The organism is Levilactobacillus parabrevis ATCC 53295, from assembly GCF_001434055.1.
Lineage (GTDB): Bacteria > Bacillota > Bacilli > Lactobacillales > Lactobacillaceae > Levilactobacillus > Levilactobacillus parabrevis.
In genome coordinates this window covers 24,554-45,659 of record NZ_AZCZ01000015.1, presented here as the reverse complement: position 1 = coordinate 45,659, position 21,106 = coordinate 24,554, and the positions used below count along the sequence as shown (strand labels likewise).

Here is a 21,106-nt window from a genome sequence, read left to right as displayed (position 1 = left end):
TGAATGGATGTGTTGAGTAATATGAAGAAATGGTTTATCGCCCTTGCTGGCTTGTTACTGACTGTAACGCTTGCTGGTTGTGGGAACCAAACCGTTGCAACCACTAGCGGTGGCAAGATCACCGAAAGTGCTTACTACAGCAGTTTGAAGGGAACTTCATCTGGTAAGCAAGTTCTGCAACAAATGATCCTGAACAAGGTCTTGGAAAAGCAATACGGTAGCAAGGTCAAGAAGACCGCTGTTACTAAGCAATTCAATACCTACAAAGCCCAATACGGGTCATCATTCAAGAGCGTTCTTGCACAAAGTGGGATGACGGAATCCAGCTTAAAGACTGAAATCCGTTCTAACTTACTGTTGAAGGAAGCCGTTAAGGACAACGTAACGGTTACTGATGCGCAATACAAGAAGCAATTCAAGAGCTACGAACCAGAAGTTACTGTTGCCCACATCTTAGTATCCAAGAAGTCTACTGCTAACACTGTTATCAACGACTTGAAGGACACCAAGAAGAGCGACATGACGTCTGAATTCACGAAGTTAGCTAAGAAGTACTCTACTGATACAGCTACCAAGAACAAGGGTGGTAAGTTGAGTGCCTTCGATAGCACTGATACTTCTCTGGACTCAACCTTCAAGAAGGCTGCCTTCAAGCTGAAGACTGGTGAATACACCGCTACGCCTGTTAAGACGCAATACGGTTACCACGTCATCTTAATGTTGAAGAACCCTGGTAAGGGTACTATGAACCAACACAAGGCTGAACTTAAGAAGCAAATCATTGACAACGACATGAACGATTCTACTGTTCTGCACAACGTGGTTGCCAAGGTCTTGAAGAAGGGTGACGTTTCCATCAAGGATAACGATTTGAAGAACATCTTGTCTGATTACTTATCATCAAGCAAGTCTTCAAAGACGACTTCATCCGCAACTAAGTAATTTCTGAATTAAACGAATCCCCGGTACACCGATTTCCGTCGGCTTACCGGGGATTTTTTTGTCGTCTTTGCCCTTCGCCTTGCCGGGCAGTGAAAATAAACTGGAACGCGGTGGGCGGACGTCTCAAGCCAAAGAGCGGTCTCGGAACTTGCTTTGAACCTATAAGAAGCGAGTTTCAAAGTCACCAATTCTCTAAGCGACAAGTCACTAAGAGAATTCCCACGGCTGAGTTTATTTTCACCGCCCTCAAGGCTGACACTTGCTAAAAAATCGCTGTTCTTGTCCTCATCGTCTAAGTAGTACTTCCTCTCCGCCCATCCCCCAGATTGAATCAATTACTATAACCACTCAAAGACACCATAACTTGAAATAAAAACCACGCCCAAAATTAACTGGCGTGATTTTCTATTCTATTCAGATGTTATCGAAAAATTTTGAGCCATGTCTGACTTAAATCTTACGTCCTAATCCTGCTTCTTTTCCGGTGCATCCGTCGTTGGCCGGTAGAAGCGACGGCCGTCTAAAGCGAAGACTCGTTCCGAGAATTCTCCTGGTTCCGTGTGGTCCACGACCGTATCCAACATCATGATGGAGGCGTCCAATTCGTCCAGTTGGTGGAGCACATCGGCTTCACGCAGAGCTGGGCGCACGGGGGAGCCGTATTCTAGTAGGCCATGGTGACTCAAAATCATGTGCCGCAACAGCAAGACATCCTCAGCCTGTGGGTCCAATTTGAGTGGATCACAAGCCCGGACCAATTCACCATCGATCAAGACAATGTGGCCAATCAGGTTACCGGCCAAGGTGTAGGTCGTTGACTGCGGCCCAGACAACTCAATCGTCTTGCCCAGATCATGCAGGATTGCACCAGCAAAGAGCAACGGCGCGTTTAAATCTGGATACTGTTTGACTACCGAATGGGCTAACTTCAAAATTGAAATCGTGTGGAAGGCTAGTCCCCCCTTGAATGCGTGATGATTGCTTTTGGCCGCTGGGAACGTGAAGAATTGATCTTGATATTCCCCCAGAAGCTTGCGCACCAACCGATTCCAAGTTGGCTGAGTAATTTCAAAAATCGTTTGGTTAATATAGTCTTCCATGGCTGCCCGGTCCATTGGCGCCTGTTCAATAAACATTTCTGGATCGGTTGGCTCGCCTGGCTTGGCTAACCGCAGGTGAAAAATCTTAATTTGCGGATGGGTCTGGTAATTCTCCCGCTTACCTTGCAAGTGCACGACCTGCCCCGACACGTAGTTTTTGACATCCTCTTCGGAAGCATCCCAGTACTTACCTGAGATCTCCCCAGATCGGTCCTCAAAAATCAAAGCGATGTATTGCTTCCCATTCTTAGCCATCCGGACGTCCGCTGACTTTAATAACACAAATAAGTCGACCGCTTCGTCCACTGCATAGTCCATTAATTGTTTTGTTGCCGCCATGTTAGACCCTCCTAATCAGTTAATCGAATTAAATTTTCTGTGGGTAATTTATCTGCGACCCCGTCATCCGCGGTCAATAGAATCACTTGAATCGTGTCACTGATGGTTGCCAGTAACTGGTAAGCTGCCCGTCGCCGATCGGCATCAAAATTAACGAAGCCGTCGTCGATGACTACCGGCATAGCCACCTGTTGCGCCATGACCACAGCGAAGGCCAATTTCACGGCGAAGTCGAGCTGCTCGGCCGTTCCCCGCGACAATTGTCCCACCGTACGCCAATCACCATCCGCACGTTTGACCCGGAGCGTGGTTGGTGTGAGTTCAATTTCAGTATACCGGTTTTCCGTTAATTTACCATAGAATTGGCTAGCCGTTTTGACGATTTGGGGCAAACGGTCGCCGGATGCCGCTGCTAGAGTTGCCGCGATCCACTGACTCACCAGGCGATCGACCAGCCACTGCTGCGCGGTCGCCTGCATCTGTGCCGCCAGGTTCGCTAACTTTTGTCGTAAGCCAGCCTGCGTGCCGCTGGCGGTCAAATGGTCTAGCTGACCAGCAATCGTCGCGAGCTGTTCCGTTACGGCATCTAACTGTTGCTGTAAATCTGCGACCTGTGTCGTCGCCGACTGCGCACGTTGACTGAGGTCCGCGTGGCTAGCAACCTGTTGAAGTGCCGCTAAGTTACGCGCACCCAGTTGCTCGGCCAAGGCTGCCCGTTGTTGCGTCCGATTCCCCTGTTCACGCACCTGCTGATACTGCTGATAAAAGGCATCCGTGCTTCGTAAATTACGCGTTTGTAAAAAGGTCGTGACGGCTCGTTGAGCTTGGTCTAGCGCATTCTGGTCGCGTTTTAACCGACTAGCTACCGCCGTGACATCGCTCTCTTGGGTTCGCAAGCGTTGTTGTGTGCTCTGTAAATCCTGTAACTCACGCGCCAATTTCGTAAAATCGGCCGCTGTCGCCGCCGGCAGTACCCGCCGAACGGCTGCCTGAAAGTCCGTGACCGTTGCTACCACCGTTGCCAACTGCTCGGCTACATTCTCCAAACGTTGTGTGAGGCGATCCCACATCACGATGGCGTCCTGAGCCGCGTTCCACTGTGCAGGTGCCAAGTCGCCTAGACCGTGAGCATCCCCAATATCATCGAGCTGCTGAGTCAGGTGATCAATAGCTTTACCACCCTCTCGTAGCTGCGCCTGAACGTCACGGATATCCTCCTCTAACGTCTGCATTTGCCGGCTGGCTGGCGTACTGCTATCCACGATGAAGACACCATAGTAGCCCACGGCCACACCAAGTAACGCACCGCCCAGCTTAAATAGCGCGCCGGGAAGAAACATTGCGCCAATCAGCACGATCAATCCCGCTGCCAACCAACCGACCTGCTTATCGGCCAGCGGATTCTGACGTTGCTGACGGGTTGGCTGTTGCTGACGGTACTGCTCGTTAAGTTGATTCAGTTGTTGCTGGAGCCGCCGGCGCTTCTGGTTTGCCAACGATAGACTCGCGGTTAACTCCTGAACCCGCTGCGTGGTTGCCAGTGAAAACGCCCGTGGCATCTGACCGTGCTTTGCGTACTGGCGTTCAATATCACCAGCCTGCCGCTGAAGCTCTGCCTGATCGGTCTGCAAACGTTCCTGCTCCCGCGCAGCAATCGTTACATCGGGAAACTGCGCAATCAGGGGGTCGACCTGGCCCGCGACTAATAAGTATTGTTGAAAGAGTGGCGGTAATTGGGCCTGGTCTTGCAAGCTCGCCAGTTGTTCCTGGTCTCCTTGAAGAGTCGCCGCCGTGGCATTTACCTGATTGGTCAATCGTTCCAGAGTCGTGGCATCGTTCTGCTGAAAACCACTGACGACTGGCACAGCCGTATCATCCAAGTCTAGCCACTGCTGATATGTCGACCACAGTGACAACTGCTGATCGTATTGGTTAGCTACCTGCCGTTGCACCGCAAGTTGTCGTTGTATGTCTTTCTGCTGCGAACGCTGTTGCTGTTGCGTTTGTAAAAGCTCCCAATAGGTCGCATAACTGGCATTCGCCCGATTTAATTTTTCCGTCAAATCTTGATACTCCTGAAGTTGCTGATTCAGGCGGGGCTTGCGGCCCTGCGGCTTATACAACTCATCCGCCGCATCATCCAGTTGATGCGCCTGGGCCAACCAGAAGTCACTGCCGACAGCCCCCACGTGACGTAACCGATCGATCAGTGCCTGTTTAGACGCCGCAAAGACGGTTCCCAAACGGGGCTCATTGATTGCGTAAACGTTGCTAAAGAGCTGAGCATCGACCGGCGCCAACAAGTGAGTGAGTGTGGTAGCTGGCAGGGCCAAATCAAGCGTCACGTTGCGCAATGTCACCTTACCCCCACGGGGACCATCGACCCGGCTGACCAGGTAATCCGTTCCGTCCTGAGTGAAAGCAATCTCACCGCCAAACCGACTGCCATCAAGGGGTTCATAGCGGAGTTCCGGATGCTTCTTCGTGGGAAAACCAAAGAGGATGGCGCTGATAAACTGCGTCAGCGTGGACTTTCCCGCCTCATTTGGCCCCAACAGAACGTTTAAGCCTGCATTCAGCGGAAAAGTCCGATCATGAAATTTACCAAAACCATAAATCGTCAACTGGTTAAGCCTCATGGTTCCCCTCCTCTCCCATTAATTCTGCTAATTGCTGCCGCGCCAGAGCTTCCACAGCCTTCGTTGTCTGTGGCTGCGTGAACCACTCTGCCAATGCGGGATCCTGATTGAGCTTGCCAAATAGCTGTTGTAAGTTTTCCGGCGTAAAGACGCCAGCTGCTCCCTGTTCCCAATAATGCTGGTCCAGTTGGGGCGCCGCAACACTAGCCATCTGGGTCGCCACATTAACCGTAACCACGTAGCGCTGAGCTGCTCGCATCACCCGCTGCTGCGTTCGTTGCCACAGCGCTAACCAATCCCCACTCTGAAGTTGCGCGGCATCCTCACCGGTCAGTGGCTGCGTCAATTGGACCGTGACGGCCGTGAGTGTCGTGCGGTCCGCGGGATGCGCCGTTAACCAGTCCGCTAGCTGCTGACTCAAGGCCTGGAGGGAATCGCCGCCAGACAAGTTAGCCATTTCCCAGTTGATTGTCGACGTTTCAAAGAATTCTGGGACCAGTTGGCCAGTCCGGCTGGTCACCAAATAAGCGCCCTTGGTGCCCGTCTCGGTGATCGCCCGCCCCTGCGTATTTCCCGCGTACAGGATTGGTGGCTGGTCATTCAATGCCTGTCGATGATGAATATGGCCCAGCGCCCAGTAATCGTAGTGTTTTGCCAATAACTCGGCCACCGTAAACGGCGCGTAGTGGTCGCCACTCCCCGTACTGACAGCGCCGTGGAGCATGCCAATGTGCCAGTCTGTCGCCGCGTGCGTGGGAAATTGAATGACTTGATCCTCCGGCACCCAGCGTTGCGGATAACTGAAACCACTGATCGCCACGGTCTCTCCAGAAGCTAACGTCAGCATTTGTGTGCCGACTTCCGGACCAAACACGGTCACATTGGCCGGATACGCCACCGTCTGATGCTGATCGGCGAGATAATCGTGATTCCCAAAGCTGATCAACGCTGGAATTCCCGCATCATTGAGTCGGCCAAACTGCTCGAATAAATAGGCCTGCGCGGCCACGCTCTGTTCCGCCCGATCAAAGAGATCTCCAGCAAGTAGCACAAAGTCCACGTGTTCGGCAATCGCCTTGTCAAAAACCTTAGTTGCCGCAGTAAAAGTTGATGCCCGCACTTGCGCCAACAGGGCGTTGGGTAAATGTTGCAGCCCCAAAAACGGGCTATCTAAATGTAAATCAGCCGCATGAATGAATTTCATGGTTCGGGCCTGCCTTTCCTTATTTCCTTTGGGTTAAGTCTAGATTGGAAGAAACATCCATTGATTTTTGCCGCGCCTTACCGGGGGGCGCAAATAGACTGGAACGCTGGGGCGGACGTCCAGAGCCAAAGAGCGGTCTCTGAACTTGCTTTGAACCTCTGTGGACCGAGTTTCAAAGCACCAATTCTCTAAGCAGCAAAACCAGCTGCTAAGAGAATTCCCACGGCTGAGTCTATTTGCGCCCCCCTCACGGCTTATATTGTGGTCTCCAATCATTACTTGCACAATCACCATGCGAATTTAGTTTCACACAGTCAGCTCATTAATCTCTGATCGAACGCAATTGCCACCCAGCATTATCTATGGTGTTGGACTTAAAGCCTTTGTGAGCTTCACGAGGTTTCACCCGCACAAACTTCAACCAAAAACGATAGGCACAACCAACAATAAATTCCAATCTCCTCTGAACCCGTTCCAAAACATGGTCGGGTAAAAAAATCGTCGGCGCCGACCTTCCCAACGGAATGGTTGCGCCGACGATTCTTTTTGCCTAGCCCTTGTAGATAGCTTGGATGGGTTCGGTAATCATCTTGTTTAAATCAGTCAACAGGTCGTTAACGCCCCGTTCCTTATCCATCAAGGCCTTGATGGCATCCTTTTCGGAAACGCGACCGGCAACTTCTTGGACGTGCTTCATGTCTTCGTCCGTAGGTTGTTGACCCGTCATTTGTTTTTGTTGTAAGTCCATTTGAATTTGTTCAAATTCTTTAAACAACTTGTACGTTTCATCGTCAGCCTTCATCGTGTCGAAAGCTGCTTGAAGATCCTTGAATTCTTGCGTTTCTTGCAAGGTTTGGGCTACTTGTTCGCCCAGTGCGTGCATGTCTGCCATTAGTGTTCCTCCTTGATGGGCCTTCGCCCGGATAAGTTAATCACCAACTATTGTACCATGCTTTCCGATGCAACCCCAGCGAGAATCGGCTATTCCACGTAGGATTTCGCCTTTTCCCACCAAGCTTTAACCGTATCGGCAGCGTTGTTAAATGACTTACCAGCGTTATCGATTCCGCTTTGAACCTGATCCCAGATGTCACTAGACGCGGAAGTCGTTCCGGAATTCTGAGCTCTAGCCAGAGTCGATGCATCCTTGGTAGTAAACGACGTCCCCTTAGTGTTGGGCAGGATGCCTTGCATTTCTGCCTGGAACAGTGGGCCTTCGCCGGTACCACTGACGTTCTCCAAGTGATGCTTACTGCTGGTACTATCAAACCCTTCCCAGGTCGTGACGACCACGTCAGGCGTGTAACCAACGATCCATTTATCACGGGTCGCATCGGCATCCCCATCGGCTTCGGTACTCCCGGTCTTCCCGGCAATCGTGTACCCGTAAGGCTTGGCACTGGTCCCAGTCCCGTAGTTGAAGACACCCATCATCATACTAGTCATCTGCTTAGCGGTCTTCTGCGACATCACCTTAGAACGCTTAGCTTGACTGTCATCCGTGCTGACGACCACGTTCCCCGAAGCATCCACGATTTTGCGGATGTAATGTGCCGAGGTCATGGTCCCGTTGTTGGCAAATGCCGTGTAGGCCTGCGCCAACTGTTGTGGCGATACCCCAGTCTTCAAGCCACCCAGCGCTAACGCCAAATTCTTATCGGACTTCGTCACGGGTAGGCCAAACTTCTTCACAGACTCATATCCCTTGTCCACACCGATCTTATTCAGTAACCACACGGCCGGTGCGTTGGCACTCTGCGCAAGTGCCTGGTACATTGGCATCTTTCCGGTATACTGGTTACCATAATTTTCTGGCGTGTACTTGTTAGACCCATACGATTTCTTCTTGTTGGTCAATTCTGAGTCATAGTAATACCCGTTCTCCAAGGCTGGCGTATAAACGGCCAGTGGCTTGATGGTCGATCCCGGTTGCCGCTGCATCTGCGTTGCCCGGTTGTACCCCCGGAAGACGTGTTTACCCCGACCCCCGACGACCGCTTCAACACCACCAGTATCCGGATCAATGGCGATGCTGGCTGCTTGGACCTTGGTACCATCACTCGCATTGGCTGGGAAGTAGCTAGTGTTCTTGAACAAGGTCTGCATCTGCCGCTGATTAGACTGATCCAGCGTCGTGTAGATCTTGTACCCCTTGTTCATGATCTCCGATTCGGTCAGGCCATACTTGCTGACGGCTTCGTTGATCACGGCATCGAAGAAGTACGGGTACTTATAGGTATTCTTATAGGAATAACTATCACTAGTGGTTAGCGCGGTGGCTTGATACTGCTTAGCCTGGTCCGAGGTAATCGCCCCAGTCTCCGCCATCAGTCCCAGCACGACGTTTCGCCGGGCGCGTGATGCCTGCGGATGGTCAATGGGATTATACGCACTCGGTGAGGTCAACATCCCCGCCAGGACAGCAGACTCGGGCACAGACAGCTGTTCGGCTGAGGTGCCAAAATACCGTTCGGCCGCGTCCTGAACGCCCCAGACCCCGTTACCGAAGTAAGCGTTATTCAGATACATCGACAGAATATCCTTTTTGGTATAAACATTTTCAATTTCAATCGACAAAAAGAGTTCCTTAAACTTTCGCGTAAAAGTCTGTTCCTGCGTCAGGTAGGCATTCTTAGCCAGTTGTTGGGTCAAGGTACTTCCCCCACCACTGATGTAGTTGTGTCGAAGTATCTTATTCTTGGCATACAAAAGTAGAGCCCGCGCATATCCCTTGAAGGAAAACCCATACTCATGATAAAAGTTTCGATCTTCCGTCGAGATGACGGCGCTCTGGACGCTCGGCGAGATACTCTTTAATGGCACGTAGGTCCCCTTCTGGGAATACAGCGTCCCGGCTTTTTGATTACTGCGGTCATAGATCTGCGTTGGATTCTCCAGTGCAGCCTTCAGGTCACCGACGTTGGCTGTCTTAGCCATGAACGTCAGGTAACCACTTAACACCAAGAACCCACTCATCACAATGACGATCAACCACCGGGTTAATTGGAATCGATGCCAGATGTACTTGAAGCGGGCCTTGAAGCCTGACCAAAAGTTCTGATTAGGTTGTTGGTTATTCATAAATAGCCTCTTCTTATCTCAATTAGAATTGAATACTCAGGTTAGGCTAACCCCGCCAAACTATCAGTTCGGACGGTCGGCACTGGCTTGCGTATCCGTTAGCTAGTCGTGTTGCCTTGCGACAAACGCGTACTCACGGCTCACACATGATTCTAAATAAACCTGCCGCGTGTAATATCACTATTTTAGCATAGTCCATTGCCCCGCCCGGCGTTTCCCGAAAACTTTACGAACCTTTAAAATAGCTTAACTTTGGGTTGCTACAGGACCTACACCAGTTCCGATCACTAAGTTTACCGAATCGGCAAAAAGGCGTAAAGCGAACGGCTATTCGCTTTACGCCTTCTCAAATTATCTGGTAAGTTTAATGGACGATGTCCGGATTCATTTCGTCTGCGATCATGTCGTGGAGCTTGACCGCCACTTCGGCGCTAGGACTGATAATGAAGATGGTATCATGTCCCGCTAGTGTTCCGGCCACCTCTGGTAAATTCAAGTCGTCAAAGATCGCTGCTAAAAGGTTCCCGTTGCTCGGCAGCGTTTTCAAAATATTGACGAATTCAACCCGGGTCAGGCCCGTAACGACCTCGTTGATGGTCTCCCGTAGCCGTTCTTCCTCGCTACGATTACCTGCCTTGAAAATTGTGTAGCGCAAGTGGCCATGACCATCCTGGGCCTTAACAATCTGCATTTCCCGAATATCCCGCGAGATGGTGGCCTGCGTAGCTTGAATGCCAACCTCCTCGAGGTGTTCCATTAACTCTTCCTGCGTACCGATCGGATATTGATTGATCAGCTGCTCGATACGTGATTGACGCATACTTTTCTTCATTGCGACCACCCTTCCCGCATAAAATTGCATTAAGTATAACAAAGGATGCGGAATTTAGCCACACGTCTCTGCATATTTATAAAGCAAGTGTACCAAATATTCGTTTTCAACGCAAAAAGAAGCTTCCTCAGGAACGGGAAACTTCTTAACGAACTGCACTGGTTAAAAATTACCGCTTGCGGCTGCCAGGGATTACACCTGCTGTGGGGACCGCCTGCAGCCTGAAAACCTGGCTTCCGGCTCGGTTTGAAACCTCGCCAAGTTCATGCGAGTTTCCAAACGCGTCCCGCGGTGTAAGACCGGGAAGAAACAATCGCCCGGCCTAACACCGTTTTCACGGCTGGCGCCATCTCTGACCACCTTCGGCTATGCTAAAGCTTAATCACGACGTTAGTGAATCATCCAGTCATCAATTTCCAATTGAAATAGCAGTTAACAAGGATAATAGCTACAAACGCCATTAACTAGCTCTCTAGCTATCCTGACGCGTTGCAGCTAAATCAATCTCACGGACGTTAACTTCCTGTGGCATGTCATAGATAAACTTCACCGTCTGGGCCACATACTTCGGGTCTAACGTTAAACCACCCATAGTATCCTTCCAGGCTTCGTAGTCCTTCAAGGCACTGGCGTCCGTCACGTGCGTCAGTAATTCCGTCTCACCAGCACCCGGCGCAACCAAGGAAATTCGCACATTATCGTTGGCCACTTCCTGACGAATCGTTTCCGACAGGCCGTGAACACCAAACTTGCTGGCAACGTAGGCAGCATGGTTGGCAAACGCCTTAAATCCAGCGATTGACGACATGTTGATGATGGTTCCGTGTTGGCGTTCGATCATGCCTGGTAACACGATTTGCGTACCGTTCAAGACGCCCATTACATTGGTATCTAACATCGTCTGCCATTCCTTAGGATCTTGACGGGTGACGTTTCCCAATAACATGACGCCGGCGTTGTTGATCAACAGGTCCGTGGGCCCATACTGTGCTTCAGCTTGACGAATCGCGGCGGCCAAAGCTGCTTGATCAGTCACATCAACGGCATCCACCAGAACGTTATCAAAGTTCAGGGGCAACGCCTTAATTTTCTCTACACGCCGACCCAATAGTAACATGGGGTAGCCTGCAGCATTGAATAATTTTGCATCTTCCGCGCCAAATCCTGAACTGGCACCGGTAATGACAACTAATGGTTTTGCATTTAACATCAGATAAATCCTCCTATTTTTTCCGAAATAACTTGAATAATCGTAGTATATAATCTAGAGTTAACTCTAAGTCAACACCAATTTGAAAAATAAAGGAGATTTTCTGATGAGCTACTCAATCGGGGAAGTCGCGGATAAGCTCGCCATCAGCCCCTATACCCTTCGCTATTACGATAAGGAGGGCCTGCTACCCTTCGTCGATCGCAATGCTGCCGGGCGCCGGCGCTTCAAGGATAACGACTTTAATTTTCTAGAAGTCATCGTCTGCCTCAAGGAAGCCGGTGTGCCCGTCAAGCAAATCGGGGACTTCATCGACCTCTGTATGACCGGGGATGCCACGTTACAGGCGCGCTACGATTTCTTAGACGACCACGAGGCTAAGCTGGAAGCCAAGATGGCTCGGCTCCAACATACCCTAGATTTCCTGCGGTGGAAGAAGTGGTACTACAAGACGGCGCTTCAGGCCGGCACCGAAAGCATCCACTATCTGCCGGGTACCAACCAAGTAGACCCAGCCGTTCACGCCGAGTTCAACCAGCTCGTTGCCAACGGTGCCAGTCCCGAGAAACTAGGAACGTTGAATTAGCTTTCAAGTGACCACACCACAAAAAGACGACCACCAACTCAGCCTATGCCCAGTTGGTGATCGTCTTTTCTAAACTTTTAAATTTATTATGAGCCTACATTTCGTCCGGTGCTTGAACACCCAACAGGCGTAAGGATTCCTTCAGAACCGTGGAAACGGCCTTGACCAGTGCTAAACGTGCTGGTAATTCGGCGTCTTCCGTCAGGATCTTGGAGTGCGCGTAGTACTTGTTGAAAGTCTTCGCTAAGCGAATGGCGTACTTGGCAATGACGGATGGTTCCAGTTCCTTGCAAGCCATCTTGACCATTGCTGGGAAGTCAGCCAACGTCTTGATGGTATCCCAAGCCTCTGGGTCCGTGATTTGGTTGCCAGCTGCCTGCACGTCAACGTTAGATGCCTTACGCAAGATACTTTCGGCACGAGCATGGGAGTACTGGACGTATGGACCAGTTTCTCCTTCGAACTTCAATTGGTCAGCCAATACGAAGTCAATGTTGTTCGTCCGTTCGTTCTTCAAATCACCGAAGACAATGGCCCCAACACCAACTTGCTTGGCAACTTCTTGCTTGTTTGCCAATTCTGGATTCTTTTCGTTGATCTGTTCACCAGCCAACTTAACGGATTCTTCCAGAACCTTGGCCAACAAGATGATCCGGCCAGAACGGGTCGATAACTTCTTTCCGTCAACGGTGATCAGGCCAAATGGCACGTGCTGCAGGTTGTCGGCAGATTTAACGCCCATTTCCTTCAGAACGGCCTTCAATTGCTTGAAGTAGTAAGTCTGTTCGGAACCAACCACGTACAGGTTCTTAGCTGGATCGTAAGTCCGGTCACGGTACAATGCCGTGGCGATATCACGGGTGATGTACAGGGATGCCCCGTCACTCTTCAAGATTAAGGCTGGGTTCAAGTCGTATTTGCTCAAATCAACCACTTGGGCGCCTTGTGACTCAACCAGTAAGTGCTTGTCCTTTAAGATCTGGACAACTTCTTCCAGCTTGTCGTTGTAGAAGGCTTCACCGTTGTAGGTATCGAACTTCACGCCCAATTCGTCATAAACGTCGTTGAATTCTTGGAGGGAAGCTTCACGGAACCACTTCCACAGACGGTGGGCTTCTTCGTCACCATCTTCCAACTTCTTGAACCATTCCCGCGCAACGTCGTCCAATTCAGGCTTGTCGACGTCTTCCTTGTGGAAACGCACGTAATATTCAACCAACTTGTTGATAGGATCAGCCTTCACATCGGCTTCATTCCCCCATAACTTGTAGGCGGTGATCAGCTTCCCAAATTGGGTCCCCCAGTCACCCAGGTGATTATCTTTGATTGGATGGTAACCGTTCTTGGTCAAGATTTCAGCGATCGAATTTCCGATAACCGTTGAACGCAGATGACCCATGGACATTGGCTTCGCAATGTTAGGTGAAGACATGTCAATGGGCACGTTACCACCATTACCGTCTTCGTTCTTCCCATAGCTGGCACCGGCCGTCAAAACCGTGTCCAGGGTAGCTTCACTGTAAGCGCCCTTGTCAAAGAAGAAGTTCAGGTAAGGACCCACGACCTCGACCTTTTCAAAGTCAGTCGTATCCAGCTTGTCAGCTAAGTCCTGCGCAATCTGTTGGGGTGCGCGGTGTAAAACTTTAGCCAGCGTAAACGTTGGGAACGCCATGTCCCCCTTGTCAGATGTCTTTGGCCGTTCTAGCTTGGCGCTGATCTCGTCAGCGGTCAATTGGCCGTCGAGGGCTTGGGCTAAGGCTGCAGTAACTGTTTGTTTGTAATCCATGCTAATTTTCCTCCCTATAATTCACTTCATCAATGACGTTGTGCTCTTAGTTTACATCATTTCACCGGTGGGATAAAAAAACGTCCCCTACAAAAATATTTGTAAGAGACGAGATTTCCCGCGGTACCACTCTGATTGACTTAAAAGTCCACTTAAATGATCAATTTAATTGACTCAGCCGCTCCGTTCCGATGGTGAAATTACCCGGCTCACAGCCTCCCGGATTCGCTGAAAATTATACCCACCGTACTAATTCGTCTGAGGTGCTTTCGAATAATAAGAAAGACGACCCTAAAGGCCGCCCCATTCGAAAGCGGGTGACGGGAATCGGACCCGCGACACAAGCTTGGGAAGCTTGAATTTTACCACTAAACTACACCCGCACAACACAGAAAAGTATAGCATACCATCTGTGAGTTGTCATTATCTTTTTGCAAATAAATTCAAAAAATTGTTAAAAACTAGTTTTCGTCTGCTTTGTTGCCCGTAATCTTAGCAGCTGACTTACGTACAACGGCACGGTTATTCATGTCCCCGACCGCCGTTTTATCAGCTGGATCGTAGTCGCGGATCTCAACTAAAACTGAATTATCATACACTTTGGTCACTTCACCCGTGAAATTGTGTTCCAGGGGACCAAACTTCTTTGCCGCAACGTAATCGCCAATCTTAATCTCTGTTGTATCAGTCGTTTCATCAGCCATTGTTCGTCGCTCCTTTCGTATGCAAATAATAATTATAGCCAACTTCTGGCGTGACCGCAAGCAAATGCGTCTGCCATTTCTGCCACAGAATTGTAAGAACATTGAAACAAACAGTTAATTCCGAACTTTTATTGTAAATATCATGTAAAACACGCAAGAATCCGACAGTTAGCGACACTATCCGCCCTTTTCTCACTATGCATGTCGAAACTCCGAACTTCACCGATAGATCACCCCATAAGCTATTCAATATTCAACCTTTGAAAAATACGTTATAATCGAGTCGTTGCGTTACATCTTTTTTTAAGATAAGAGATACTCAGTAGGAGGAGAAGTTATTATGAAGAAATGGCAACGCTGGACGATTCGGGGAATCGCCCTCACGGCGGGATGTCTGGGATTATTCTGGTCATCCACGACCGCTAGTGCCAATGCAATCAATACCTACATTGGTAATCAAGATTACAGCACCCCCAAGATCAAAAAGGCCTACCAATCGGTCTTGCCTCAAAATAAGTACCGGCACAACAAGCCTGAAGGGGTCGTCGTCCACGAAACGGCCAACCCTAATTCCAATATTTTTGGTGAAATCAGCTACATGACTAGCCACTATAACAACGCCTTCGTGCACACCTTCGTTGATGCCAGTAACATCATCAACATCGCCAACACGAAGTACCTGTGCTGGGGAGCTGGCCCGGTAGCCAACCAGCGTTACGTGCAATTCGAACAAGTCGAGGTTCACTCAAAGTCAGCCTTCGCCTCCGAATTAAACAATGCGGCCTACTACACGGCTTACATTCTTAAACAGTATGGATTAACACCAAAGCGGTACACGACAGTTCTTTCCCACCACGATGTCTCTAATCAACTGGGTGGGACGAACCATACCGATCCCGATGGTTACTGGTCCACTAACGCTCGGAAGTACTTCGGCACAACCTACAACATGACTGACTTTGTTAGCCTGGTTAAGTCACAGTATGCAAGTCTCGGTGGCACCACGGATAACACGACCACTGACGAGACTCCCGACGAATCCACACAGCATACGGTAGCTAAGCCTAAGACCGTGAAGTACTACCACGGCGGGAACAACGAAACGGCTACGTTGGCCAACAACTACACCAACTGGACCGTCTACAATCACGTTAAAGGCACGAATGGCGCCCGGAAGATTGGCTGGTCCAACCTGAGTTCCGACTATCGCGGGGCCAAGGTCTACGTCGATAGCCGAGGCGTCAAAAAGGGCGGCTGGAGTGGTACTTGGTACCGGATTCGTTTCAGCAAGAACTCCGGTTACAAGTACTGGGTCTACAACAAGGTGCTGAACTTCCCTAAGGTCAGCTACAGTGACGCTAACGGGACGCCAACCCTGAAGACCACCAAGAACTATGCGTTATACAACCACGTCCTGAACTCAGACTACCTGTCCAAGACGATGGCCCACACGCAAGACTTCAAGGCGGGAACTACTGCCAAGATCAATAAAAAGGGCTATAAGTCCAGCGATGGATCAACTTGGTACCGTGTTGCCGTTGCTGGTAACACTTACTGGGCCAAGTCCACGAGCCTGAACTTAAACTAACAAATAGACATTAAGGGGCGCAACACCATGGGGGTTGCGCCCCTTTTGACTAAAGGAGTGACCTTACATGGGTAAAATTCAATTCTACGGTGCTATTTCTCTCGATGGTTACCTGGCGACCACGGATGATAACATTGACTGGCTGACCGGACTGCCGAACATTCCCGCCGACGTGGGCGCTGACACCCTCGCCGCCATGTCGAGCGCCATCCTGGGCCGGGTCACCTACGAGGCGGTTCAAACCATGGCGCCAGGAAGTCCACTGAATCCTCACAATCCCGCTATGGTCAGCTACGTGCTGTCTCGTCAGGCTAGACCATCCCAGCCCGGCTACACCTTTACGTCAACGGACGTGGTCACTCTGGCCACTCAGCTGGCTCAGCAGTCGGGTAACGTCTGGATTGTCGGTGGCAGCGGCGTCCTCACCCCACTTCTAGCCGCTAACCTCGTCGACGACCTGTATATTCAGATTGCGCCCATTCTGTTGGGTACTGGCAAACGCCTATTCGGCGAGCTCACACAGCCCCAAAATTATCAGCTAATGACTACCAACCAATATGGTCCATTAGCCGAAGTCGTTTATCACCGGGTAAATTAGTTCACTTTCGCCCCTCCAATATGGTACTCTGGACGTAAATAGTGCTTAAGGGAGCGGTTACGATGTGGTTAGCCTTACATTTTTGGACCTGGATCATCCTGACGATTCTGGTGATCTTCGGTCTAACACGTCACTCGGAAAAACGCGTGACGCAATTCTTACTACTGGCGAGACTGGCCTACCTGGTCATGATCATTAGTGGCGTTGTCCTGAGTATTCGAACGTTCGGTCACGCCCCCCTGTTAATCAGTCTCAAGTTTGTCTTGGGGATTGCCACCATCGCGCTGATTGAAGTCAGTTTTGGCCGCAAAATGGAACGTGATACCCCCCACTTGATCTACTGGGTACTGGGCGTTGTGGGTCTGATCACGGTTGGTCTGGGCCTAACTTTAGCCTTTCGATAATAGTTGCCTGTAAGCAAAACGGACCCGCTCGTTATGAGCAGGTCCGTTTTTGACTGTCGAAATTTATGCTTCGCGCATCTTCAAAGCCAGTTCCAGCGTCCGGTCGACCAAAATAGATTGGCTGTCGGCCGTTGGGAAAGTCGTCTCGGGTTCCCGTTCCTGAGCGAGTGAAAGCTCCGTGCAGCCCAAGATAACCACGTCGGCGTGCTGTTCCGTCATCATTTCACGAATGATGCGATGAAACAGGTCGGCGTTGACTTCGTTGTTTTCTTTAATGTAATGGTAGATCAGCGTCATCGTCTCATCTTCGATGGCATCCGTTGGCAGAACGGGCGTTAACCCGGCCGCCTGCACCTCATCCTCGTAGACCTTATCGGCAATGGTTCCTCGCGTCCCGGTAATTCCGATACGTTTGGCATCCGGATACCGGCGCTTGATTTCCTTAACCGTCTCGCGTGGCATGTGCAGGATGGGAATGTCGGTAGCCGCTTGCAGATCGTCATAGAAATAATGCGCCGTGTTGCAAGGCAACGTGAAGAATGCCGGGTTCAGCTGACTCTGCTGCTGAATATCCTCTAACAAGCTCGGTAACGGATTGGGCTGACTGTGATCCAAGATATAGTCCGTCCGGTCCGGCACCGTGGCGTGGTTGACCAAAATATAATTCAAATACTCCTGATCGGCGTGAGCCGGCGTCCGTAAGTTCAATTGATGTAAATAACTTTCGGTGGCCATGGTGCCCATGCCGCCAATAATCGTAAAGAATTTTTGCATGGCAATTACCCCTTGTTTTCTGCGAAGTACTTCTTAAAGTTGACCGTGTAGTTGTGTTGCATCCACTGGATTAAGGCCCAACGCTTCAGGTTCATATCCTGATCATAACGATACGTGGTGCCATACTTGCCCGCTGCAATCAGCTTGAGGGCGCGTTCCTTGTCGGCATTTTCACGCGTGTACTGCTTGAAAACCTTGACAGGAACTCCCAGCCACAGGGCGTGTTGGCTCTCATCCTTGTTTCCGTAAACAGTCGGTGCATCAACCAGTTCACCCTTAACATAGTCCTTAACGACCCAATCCGCAAGGTTGTAGCCGTTCAACGTCACGAAGAAACTGCTCCGCCCCTGCCGCAAGTTGATTTCAAACAACTTGAAGCTGTGGTCACGGACGTCATACTTCATGTCAAAGTTGGCATAACCGGTAAAGTCGATGGCTTCCAGGAAGGTCTGGATGTTTTTGTAAATCGTTTCGTTATATTCCGGAATGATGGCCACGTAGTTACCGATGGCCGATGGTGCGGGATCTTCCAACAGGGGATGGCCCAAGCACATCATCTTCACGTGGTGGTGCTGATCCACGTAGGCGTTCAGCACCCGCATGTTGCTATCATCACCGGGCACGAAGTCCTGCAAGATCAGATCGGACGTGTAGCCATTGGCATAAGCCTTGGCCACGATGTCCTTGAACTCGGCTTCACTCTGAATCCGGAAAGCCTTCTTCCGACCCTCAAAGTGCACGTCGAGCCATTCCACGCTATTAGCTGGCTTCAAGGCAACCGGGTAATCGAAAGGCTGCTCGATATCGCCACTAGTTGCTTCATCCTTGGTAATGATCCGCGTTGCCGGGTAAGGCAAATCGTACTGGTCACACACCTTATAGAAGTTTTCCTTGTTGTTTAGGTGCCGCAATTTATCGTAATCAATGTATGGGCAGATAAAGACATCTTCCAATTCAGCCTTGTGCTTACTGATCAGTTGGGCATAACCATCCCCACAGCCAATTAAAATAACGGGTTCGGGATGATTGGCATACCGTTCCTTGAGTTTCCGCATGGTTTCAATCCACACGGGGTCCTCATCGAAGCCGGGGATCAATTCCAAATTAACCACTTTGGTGTAGCGGGTCGGGGCCAACTGAATGCTGGCGAAGGCCTGAACGGGTTCATGGTACAGGTCGTAAAATGACCGGGCCATCCCGTAAACGTTGAAGTCACTCCCCAACAAGATTGGGGTGAATTTTACGCCATTGTTTTCCATAACTATTTAAAAGTCCCTTCACAACTACTTTTATCTGATGAAACGCAAGCAAGGTTGTTAGCGGACGAGTCCAATAGCAACCTTGAGCGTTATGTACGCGCCGTGTAAATGCACGGCGCCATCGTAAATTATTAAACTTGCGTCCGGTGGACCAGATCAATCGTCTTAGCCGTCGTGTCTTCTGGGAAGTAAACTTCATACCAGAGAATGAACGTGTAGATGGTAAAGATCTTTTGCATGCTGGACTTACCGTTGATGTGTTCACGCAAGATATCCATTAAGGCTTCGGTATCAAAGAACTTGTGAGCCACGTCAGAATTGAAGGCTTCAATAATTCGTGACTTGTAAGGTTCCGTCTTGATCCAAGTAGCGATTGGGGATGGAAAGCCCATCTTTTCCTTCTTCGCTACCCGTTCTGGCAATTCGGCCTCGGCAGCGGTCCGCAGAGAAACCTTGGTCTCATCCGTGTGAATCCGCGTCTTCACTGGCATAGTTGCGGCGAATTTCGCCACTTCCTTATCAACCAATGGGGTCCGTACTTCCAGGGAGTTCGCCATACTCATCCGGTCAGCCTTGTGTAAGATGTCATAAGGCAACCAAGTGTTGATGTCAAAGTATTGCATTTGCGTCATTTCATCCAAGCCCTTAACGTCATCAAACAAGTGCTTAGTGTAAGCACCAGCATCTTGGTTGAGCTTAGGATTCTTCAAAATCTTATTCCGATCATGGTAGTCAAAGACGTAGTTGACCCGGTAGTAGCGTTCGCTCAATGGCTGCGCACCACGCACCAGGAACCGCCGCCCATGGAAGCGAGGAAACTTTTCGGCGATGCCACCCAGCATCTTCCGAATCCCCTTTGGCACCCACTTCTGGTAACGTTCGAATGGAATCGCTTCGAGATACGTGTTGTAGCCCCCGAAGAATTCATCGGCCCCTTCACCAGACAGGGCAACCTTCACGGATTCACGCGTCCCTTTAGACAGGTAGTACAACTGCATCGCTGAAGGGTTAGACAATGGTTCATCCATGTAGTACATGATAGTTGGCAGGATATCGAAGTAATCCTCCCCGGTCATGTAGAGTGGCGTGTTCTTCTGCTTGATTTCCTTGGCAAACTCAGTGGACCAACTCAGTTCACTGTACTTAGAGTTCTTGAACCCTAAGGAGAAGGATTGAATTGGCTTAAGCTTAGAAGCTTCGTTCAACACGTAGGAAGAATCGATCCCACTGGATAAGAAGCTCCCAACTTCAACATCGGCGATCATGTGGGTCTTTACAGATTCGTCAACGATACCGCGAATCTTCTTGGCATCCTCTTCAACCGTTTGGCTGTTGTCGATGTGATCGTAGTTGAACTTGAAGTAACGGTGCGTTTCCGTTTCGCCGTTTGCGTGGTGAATGAAGTATTGTCCAGGTAAAACCTTGTAGACGTTCTTGAACATGGTGTCCCGTGATGGGATAAATTCAAAGCTCAAGTGGATTGGCAATAAGGTTTCGTTGAATTCCTTTTTGAAGTTTGGATGTTCGAGGAACGCTTTGATTTCAGAGGCCCACAGGAACGTCTTACCATCGTCATAGTAGTACATTGGCTTGATACCGAAATGATCCCGGGCACCAAAGACTTCGTTCTTCGTCTTGTCGTAAATGGCAAAGGCGTACATTCCCCGAAGCCGGTCCAATAACTTAGGACCCCAAGCATCATAACCGTGGATCAAAACTTCAGAGTCCACGTCCGTTTGGAATTCGTAGCCGAGCTTTTGTAAGTCAGCTCGAATTTCTTTATAGTTATAAATTTCACCATTAAAAGTTAAGACCTTCGTCTGGTCCCGGTTGTACATTGGTTGCTTACCGTGAGCCAAGTCAATGATCGACAAGCGACGGAAACCCATGACAGCTTGGTCATCACTGAAGTAAGCCTCGTCATCTGGCCCCCGGTGCTTGATGCGGTCTGCCATATCATTAATCGTGGTAGCCGGAACATCCTTTTGGTTCACGTAGCCAACGAATCCACACATGTGCGTATCCCCTTTTTCCTGTTTATTATTAAGTCTAATTTGGTC

At 50.0% G+C, this 21,106-nt stretch carries 17 protein-coding genes and 1 tRNA gene; 5 read left to right on the top strand and 13 right to left on the bottom strand.

Annotation, left to right across the window (positions count from 1 at the left end; translation table 11 throughout):
• Positions 1-21: 21 nt before the first annotated feature.
• Positions 22-942, top strand: a complete 921-nt coding sequence (locus tag FD07_RS05535; RefSeq protein WP_020089248.1) for a peptidylprolyl isomerase PrsA — start codon at positions 22-24, stop codon at positions 940-942.
• A 464-nt stretch (positions 943-1,406) separates the two neighbouring features.
• Here FD07_RS05535 and FD07_RS05530 read toward each other — a convergent pair whose 3' ends face one another.
• The 7 genes from FD07_RS05530 to FD07_RS05500 all read right to left on the bottom strand — a co-directional run bounded on the left by FD07_RS05530 (position 1,407) and on the right by FD07_RS05500 (position 11,347).
• Entirely contained in the window at positions 1,407-2,381 is a 975-nt protein-coding gene (locus FD07_RS05530; RefSeq protein WP_020089247.1) for a 3'-5' exoribonuclease YhaM family protein, read from the bottom strand.
• A gap of 11 nt (positions 2,382-2,392) precedes the next feature.
• Entirely contained in the window at positions 2,393-5,020 is a 2,628-nt protein-coding gene (locus tag FD07_RS05525; protein WP_020089246.1) for an ATP-binding protein, read from the bottom strand.
• Complete coding sequence (locus FD07_RS05520) at positions 5,010-6,224, bottom strand: metallophosphoesterase family protein (protein ID WP_020089245.1); 1,215 nt, start codon at positions 6,222-6,224, stop codon at positions 5,010-5,012. The genes FD07_RS05525 and FD07_RS05520 overlap by 11 nt, the downstream gene beginning before the upstream one ends.
• Positions 6,225-6,774: 550 nt before the next feature.
• Positions 6,775-7,116 (bottom strand): YlbF family regulator, encoded by a 342-nt coding sequence (locus FD07_RS05515; RefSeq protein ID WP_020089244.1) that lies wholly within the window; start codon positions 7,114-7,116, stop codon positions 6,775-6,777.
• Between the two features lie 89 nt (positions 7,117-7,205).
• A complete protein-coding gene (locus FD07_RS05510; RefSeq protein WP_020089243.1) occupies positions 7,206-9,305 on the bottom strand; it encodes a PBP1A family penicillin-binding protein in 2,100 nt (699 codons plus the stop codon).
• 364 nt (positions 9,306-9,669) lie between these two features.
• Positions 9,670-10,137 carry an arginine repressor gene (locus FD07_RS05505; protein ID WP_020089242.1) on the bottom strand — a complete coding sequence of 156 codons (468 nt, stop codon included), beginning with the start codon at positions 10,135-10,137 and terminating at the stop codon, positions 9,670-9,672.
• 472 nt (positions 10,138-10,609) lie between these two features.
• The gene (locus FD07_RS05500) at positions 10,610-11,347 is read right to left on the bottom strand and encodes an SDR family oxidoreductase (protein ID WP_020089241.1); all 738 of its coding nucleotides are present in this window, start codon (positions 11,345-11,347) and stop codon (positions 10,610-10,612) included.
• A 106-nt stretch (positions 11,348-11,453) separates the two neighbouring features.
• Here FD07_RS05500 and FD07_RS05495 point away from each other — a divergent pair, with 106 nt between their 5' ends.
• A complete protein-coding gene (locus FD07_RS05495) occupies positions 11,454-11,933 on the top strand; it encodes a MerR family transcriptional regulator (RefSeq protein WP_020089240.1) in 480 nt (159 codons plus the stop codon).
• 94 nt (positions 11,934-12,027) lie between these two features.
• Here the strand turns inward: FD07_RS05495 and argS are convergent, their stop codons facing one another.
• The 3 genes from argS to FD07_RS05480 all read right to left on the bottom strand — a co-directional run bounded on the left by argS (position 12,028) and on the right by FD07_RS05480 (position 14,423).
• A complete protein-coding gene (gene argS, locus FD07_RS05490; RefSeq protein ID WP_020089239.1) occupies positions 12,028-13,719 on the bottom strand; it encodes an arginine--tRNA ligase in 1,692 nt (563 codons plus the stop codon).
• 312 nt (positions 13,720-14,031) lie between these two features.
• Positions 14,032-14,102 (bottom strand) — tRNA-Gly (locus tag FD07_RS05485).
• Positions 14,103-14,180: 78 nt separating this feature from the next.
• A complete protein-coding gene (locus tag FD07_RS05480; RefSeq protein ID WP_020089238.1) occupies positions 14,181-14,423 on the bottom strand; it encodes a DUF2187 domain-containing protein in 243 nt (80 codons plus the stop codon).
• Positions 14,424-14,763: 340 nt separating this feature from the next.
• Here FD07_RS05480 and FD07_RS05475 point away from each other — a divergent pair, with 340 nt between their 5' ends.
• From FD07_RS05475 to FD07_RS05465, 3 genes are all read left to right on the top strand, one after another.
• Complete coding sequence (locus FD07_RS05475) at positions 14,764-16,011, top strand: peptidoglycan recognition protein family protein (RefSeq protein ID WP_020089237.1); 1,248 nt, start codon at positions 14,764-14,766, stop codon at positions 16,009-16,011.
• Between the two features lie 67 nt (positions 16,012-16,078).
• Positions 16,079-16,609: a dihydrofolate reductase family protein gene (locus tag FD07_RS05470; RefSeq protein ID WP_020089236.1), complete on the top strand. Its 531-nt coding sequence runs from the start codon at positions 16,079-16,081 to the stop codon at positions 16,607-16,609.
• Between the two features lie 62 nt (positions 16,610-16,671).
• Positions 16,672-17,013: a DUF1516 family protein gene (locus FD07_RS05465; protein ID WP_020089235.1), complete on the top strand. Its 342-nt coding sequence runs from the start codon at positions 16,672-16,674 to the stop codon at positions 17,011-17,013.
• A gap of 63 nt (positions 17,014-17,076) precedes the next feature.
• Here the strand turns inward: FD07_RS05465 and FD07_RS05460 are convergent, their stop codons facing one another.
• The 3 genes from FD07_RS05460 to asnB all read right to left on the bottom strand — a co-directional run bounded on the left by FD07_RS05460 (position 17,077) and on the right by asnB (position 21,061).
• Complete coding sequence (locus FD07_RS05460; RefSeq protein WP_020089234.1) at positions 17,077-17,787, bottom strand: aspartate/glutamate racemase family protein; 711 nt, start codon at positions 17,785-17,787, stop codon at positions 17,077-17,079.
• 5 nt (positions 17,788-17,792) lie between these two features.
• On the bottom strand, positions 17,793-19,046 hold the full coding sequence (locus tag FD07_RS05455) for a carboxylate--amine ligase (RefSeq protein ID WP_020089233.1): 1,254 nt from the start codon (positions 19,044-19,046) through the stop codon (positions 17,793-17,795).
• A gap of 131 nt (positions 19,047-19,177) precedes the next feature.
• Positions 19,178-21,061 (bottom strand): asparagine synthase (glutamine-hydrolyzing), encoded by a 1,884-nt coding sequence (asnB, locus tag FD07_RS05450; protein ID WP_020089232.1) that lies wholly within the window; start codon positions 21,059-21,061, stop codon positions 19,178-19,180.
• Positions 21,062-21,106 lie beyond the last annotated feature (45 nt).

Bases quoted from the DNA above. Each gene is read 5' to 3' on its own strand.
- FD07_RS05535 (WP_020089248.1), top strand. From the start codon at position 22: ATGAAGAAATGGTTTATCGCCCTTGCTGGCTTGTTACTGACTGTAACG.
- FD07_RS05530 (WP_020089247.1), bottom strand. From the start codon at position 2,381: ATGGCGGCAACAAAACAATTAATGGACTATGCAGTGGACGAAGCGGTC.
- FD07_RS05525 (WP_020089246.1), bottom strand. From the start codon at position 5,020: ATGAGGCTTAACCAGTTGACGATTTATGGTTTTGGTAAATTTCATGAT.
- FD07_RS05520 (WP_020089245.1), bottom strand. From the start codon at position 6,224: ATGAAATTCATTCATGCGGCTGATTTACATTTAGATAGCCCGTTTTTG.
- FD07_RS05515 (WP_020089244.1), bottom strand. From the start codon at position 7,116: ATGGCAGACATGCACGCACTGGGCGAACAAGTAGCCCAAACCTTGCAA.
- FD07_RS05510 (WP_020089243.1), bottom strand. From the start codon at position 9,305: ATGAATAACCAACAACCTAATCAGAACTTTTGGTCAGGCTTCAAGGCC.
- FD07_RS05505 (WP_020089242.1), bottom strand. From the start codon at position 10,137: ATGAAGAAAAGTATGCGTCAATCACGTATCGAGCAGCTGATCAATCAA.
- FD07_RS05500 (WP_020089241.1), bottom strand. From the start codon at position 11,347: ATGTTAAATGCAAAACCATTAGTTGTCATTACCGGTGCCAGTTCAGGA.
- FD07_RS05495 (WP_020089240.1), top strand. From the start codon at position 11,454: ATGAGCTACTCAATCGGGGAAGTCGCGGATAAGCTCGCCATCAGCCCC.
- argS (WP_020089239.1), bottom strand. From the start codon at position 13,719: ATGGATTACAAACAAACAGTTACTGCAGCCTTAGCCCAAGCCCTCGAC.
- FD07_RS05480 (WP_020089238.1), bottom strand. From the start codon at position 14,423: ATGGCTGATGAAACGACTGATACAACAGAGATTAAGATTGGCGATTAC.
- FD07_RS05475 (WP_020089237.1), top strand. From the start codon at position 14,764: ATGAAGAAATGGCAACGCTGGACGATTCGGGGAATCGCCCTCACGGCG.
- FD07_RS05470 (WP_020089236.1), top strand. From the start codon at position 16,079: ATGGGTAAAATTCAATTCTACGGTGCTATTTCTCTCGATGGTTACCTG.
- FD07_RS05465 (WP_020089235.1), top strand. From the start codon at position 16,672: ATGTGGTTAGCCTTACATTTTTGGACCTGGATCATCCTGACGATTCTG.
- FD07_RS05460 (WP_020089234.1), bottom strand. From the start codon at position 17,787: ATGCAAAAATTCTTTACGATTATTGGCGGCATGGGCACCATGGCCACC.
- FD07_RS05455 (WP_020089233.1), bottom strand. From the start codon at position 19,046: ATGGAAAACAATGGCGTAAAATTCACCCCAATCTTGTTGGGGAGTGAC.
- asnB (WP_020089232.1), bottom strand. From the start codon at position 21,061: ATGTGTGGATTCGTTGGCTACGTGAACCAAAAGGATGTTCCGGCTACC.